Here is a 3,693-nt window from a genome sequence, read left to right on the forward strand (position 1 = left end):
AACAACTTCAGCAACTTTTTCAGGAATTTGATTCATCATACAAATAGTTCCTTCTGGAAATTCTACCATTTTAGCATGGGGAATTACTTGAGAAAGAAAATTATGGTCTTCCATTTTTGCCAACCCTAATCTTTCAAATTCCTGCATATCATCCATTCCAAAAATAATTAGAGTTTGACATTTAATTTGCTTAAATTTTGCTTCTGCTTTTAAACAATAATTACCAACTGCCCAAACAGCATACAAAGGATAACCAAAACATTTTAGATCGTCTTTTATAATTCTTGTTTTACCTCCATAGCAACATCATAATTAGAATGATATCCCTGGATAAGATTAAAGCCATCTTGAGCAAATTCTACGAGAAATGGCTAATTCTCTTCCATGAGTTCCACCAGTAATTAAAGCAACTTTCATAGGTTGAAAATAGTTAACTTTTAAGTTCAGAGATTAACAGTTAAATTAGTCTATTTTATTTCCTTGATAATATTCCTTGCAATTTTAGAGAGATTAGATTATGGTCTAATTAAAAAATGCAAATTTCGACAGGAATATAGACTATGATGAATGATAATCAAGAAAATGCCAATATTAGAGAAGACTGGGGAGGAGATGGTAGGGGACGGATGAATTTATCTGGGAGAAGTACAGCAATTTCTCCAGACTATATCCCTCGTCAATACCAGGTTTTTGACTCTAATACTGTACCAGAAATTTTAGATTGGCGTATAGAGGGAATGCCAGATACTGTCCCTTTTGCAACAAGAAGATTATTATCTTGGCATAATTGTGGTGCATCTACATCAAGGGTGAGTTTACCCCCTCAATTTACAGCTCCCGCAGGAATATTTACAGCCGATCTAGAAATTTTTGTTCTTAGTGGAGTCATTCAAATAGGAGAATGGCAATTAGATAAACATGGTTACTCTTTTATTCCTACTGGGGTTAGAGTTGGTCCTTGGAAAGTTTTAGGAGATGAACCTGTAGAAATTCTGTGGATGGAAAATGGACCAGTTCCCTTTAAATATGAAGCCTCAGAAATAGATTGTCCTCACGCTAGAATGAACGAGTTTATTCCTGCATTAGATAGCAAACTTTTACCTTGGGGAAAAACAGAAACTACTCAATTTGAGACTGCTAAAAAGAAGTATTTAAGAAAAACTCCTTATGGGGTTGGTGTTTGGTTACTAGCCATTTTACCTCATTATGATAACCATTATCCAATCATCCAATGTTACAATGAAGAAGGTATCGGTTTAGCAGGTTACTGCGATTTAGGTAATACTCGATGGTTCAAGGACTATTTTTGGTACTGCCCTAGTTTTGATATTCTTCCTAGACATATTACGCATGATGGTTATTTATCTTTTATCAGAGTCGATCGAGACCTCTCAAAACCTGGAACTGTTTTATCCTATGTAGATCGCTTATAATTCAAAAAAAATACAATTATTAATTCTCTAATTATCTAAAAAATCCACAACTACTTTAGCAATTTCATCAGGCATTTGATTCATCATATAAATTGTACCACCTTCAATATTAACCATCTTAGCATTGGTAATTGTTTTAGCAATAAATTTTCTGTTTTCTGCTTTTGCAATTCCTAATTTTTCTAGTTTTTTGATGTCTTCAGTTCCAGATAATATCAAGGTTTTACAATTGATTAATCTAAATCTTTCTAAGCTTTTTTCTGCATAATTCATTATTGCAAAAGGAGCATAGGGAGGATAACCATAGCATTTCAATTCATCTAATAAACAACGATGATTTAATTCTATTGAGTCTACATAACTTAAACGAACAGGCCATCTTTTTGTCAGGTGAGAACCATCTTCTTTAATTTGAAAAGCTTCAGAAAACCTATTATAAAGCGTTTTTCTTTCCTCTTCTTCAAAATAGTCAATACAAGATAACACAAGTTTGTTAACTCTTTCTGGATATGCTGTTGCTACTTCTGCTCCCACAAAAGCACCTGTATGATGCCCAAGAATGTTTGCTTTTTTGATTCCTAATTTATCAAGAAGTAAAGTAACTGTTTTGGCATAGTCTTCAATATAATACATTCTAGGAGGTTTATCGGATTCACCAAAACCAAAAAAATCCATAGCAATAACTAACTTTTTTTCTTTAATAAAGATTGGCATTAATTCTCGATATTCATCGCTACTTTTTGTATTTTGATGCAGCAAAATTAGTGGTTCACCTTCTCCTCCAATTCGATAATGTATTTGCCCGTCTTCTGTATCTAAAAATCCTCTCTTGATTTTCATAATATTTAATTTATCCTCATCTATTTTTTATCTAAAAAATGAACAACAACTAATAATAATAATAATAATAATAATATAGCATTTCCCAAGAAGCGTGAGGTACAAATATTAAATATAAAATTTGCAACTTGGCATCTTGCCTGTGAGAGGCGTAACTCACTCAGACAGAATCCGCTATAATAATTATCAATTATATGTATGTTCGGAAATTAACAATTAACAATTAACAGTTAATAATTACCTCTCCCTAAAAGTGAGAGGATTGACGCTGAAGGAAAAAAAAGAATTTTTTTTCCCTTAAAAGTGTCGGCTTTTAACCCGAATCATTTAATTATTAATTATTAATTATTAATTATTAATTGATTCGGTAATCTTTGCATTAAATCTTCAAAACTGTAAGGACATTTGTTAGGAAGGTCTAGCTGATATTCACTTAAGACTAATCTTTTAGCTCTCTCGTACTCTTTATCTATATCTATTTTGTTGAACAGAGTTTGAGTTAGTCTTCTTTCAATTTCATCTTGAGAATTGTTAATTTCAGTTTGCCAGTGGTTTCGAGGATAAATATTGGAGGAATAGTCTAATTTAAGCTTGTTTTCAATTAACCTTTTGATAGAACTACTAACAGCATGAATTTGTTCTTTTCCCAAGTCTTCTATCTCTGCTTTTAAGTTATTCCAATCAAGAGCTTTTAGATCCCGATCGTTTAATGACTTAGCTTATTTAATAGTCCACTCCACAAAATCAGTTTCATAGAGGTTAGTCATTTTAGTTTTCCCATAGGTTTCTGTAGTCTCATCAATAGCACTAATAATTTAAACTCCTAATAGGTGACTTTTTCTTTTAATGGTTATCTAAAAAATCAACAACAACTGTAGATATTTCTTCAGCCATTTGATTAATCATCCACAGGTTTCCTCCTTCAATTTCAACCATTTTACTATGGGGAATTGCTTCAGATAACCAACCTTGATTTTCTGCCTTGACAAAGCCATATTTGTCTATAGGTTCTAAGGCTTTAGTACCATTACAAACTAAGGTAGGACATTGAATAAGTTTAAACCTTTCTGGAGCACAAAGACAATATTTACCCAGGGCAACTCCAGGATAGATACTTCCTCCAAAAGCTTTTAAATCATCTAAAACACAACGGTGATTTAATTCTCCTTTTCCCAAATAATTAATTCTTGCTAACCATCTTTCCATAAGATGAGAACCATCTTCTTTAAAAGTAAATCCTTGACTATATCTTTGGGTAATTTTTTCAGCTTCTTCTGCATCAAAACCATGAGTATTACAAAGGATTAATTTATTCAGGCGATCGCTATAAGATACGGCTACTTCTCCAGCAATATAACCCCCTGTTAAACTCCCCAAAATACTACATTTTTCAATCCCTAATTGATCTAACAATAAAATA

4 protein-coding genes and 1 pseudogene are annotated in these 3,693 nt (G+C 32.3%); 1 reads left to right on the plus strand and 4 read right to left on the minus strand.

Features of this window, described 5'->3' with window-relative positions; translation table 11 throughout:
• Nucleotides 1–246 (minus strand): alpha/beta fold hydrolase family protein (locus F6K22_RS12725; protein ID WP_375340156.1); only part of this gene is annotated, 246 nt, incomplete at its 3' end.
• A gap of 314 nt (nt 247–560) precedes the next feature.
• Here F6K22_RS12725 and F6K22_RS12730 point away from each other — a divergent pair.
• Nucleotides 561–1,433 carry a DUF4437 domain-containing protein gene (locus tag F6K22_RS12730; RefSeq protein WP_293097919.1) on the plus strand — a complete coding sequence of 291 codons (873 nt, stop codon included), beginning with the start codon at nt 561–563 and terminating at the stop codon, nt 1,431–1,433.
• A 27-nt stretch (nt 1,434–1,460) separates the two neighbouring features.
• Here F6K22_RS12730 and F6K22_RS12735 read toward each other — a convergent pair whose 3' ends face one another.
• The 3 genes and pseudogenes from F6K22_RS12735 to F6K22_RS12745 form a co-directional block, all read right to left on the minus strand.
• Nucleotides 1,461–2,273, minus strand: a complete 813-nt coding sequence (locus F6K22_RS12735) for an alpha/beta fold hydrolase (RefSeq protein WP_293097921.1) — start codon at nt 2,271–2,273, stop codon at nt 1,461–1,463.
• A gap of 341 nt (nt 2,274–2,614) precedes the next feature.
• A pseudogene (locus F6K22_RS12740) lies at nt 2,615–2,980 on the minus strand (DUF29 domain-containing protein); the annotation flags it as partial.
• A 136-nt stretch (nt 2,981–3,116) separates the two neighbouring features.
• On the minus strand, nt 3,117–3,693 hold a 577-nt coding region (locus tag F6K22_RS12745), incomplete at its 5' end, for an alpha/beta fold hydrolase (RefSeq protein WP_293097923.1).

It is taken from the genome of Okeania sp. SIO2F4 (assembly GCF_010672385.1).
GTDB lineage: Bacteria > Cyanobacteriota > Cyanobacteriia > Cyanobacteriales > Microcoleaceae > Trichodesmium.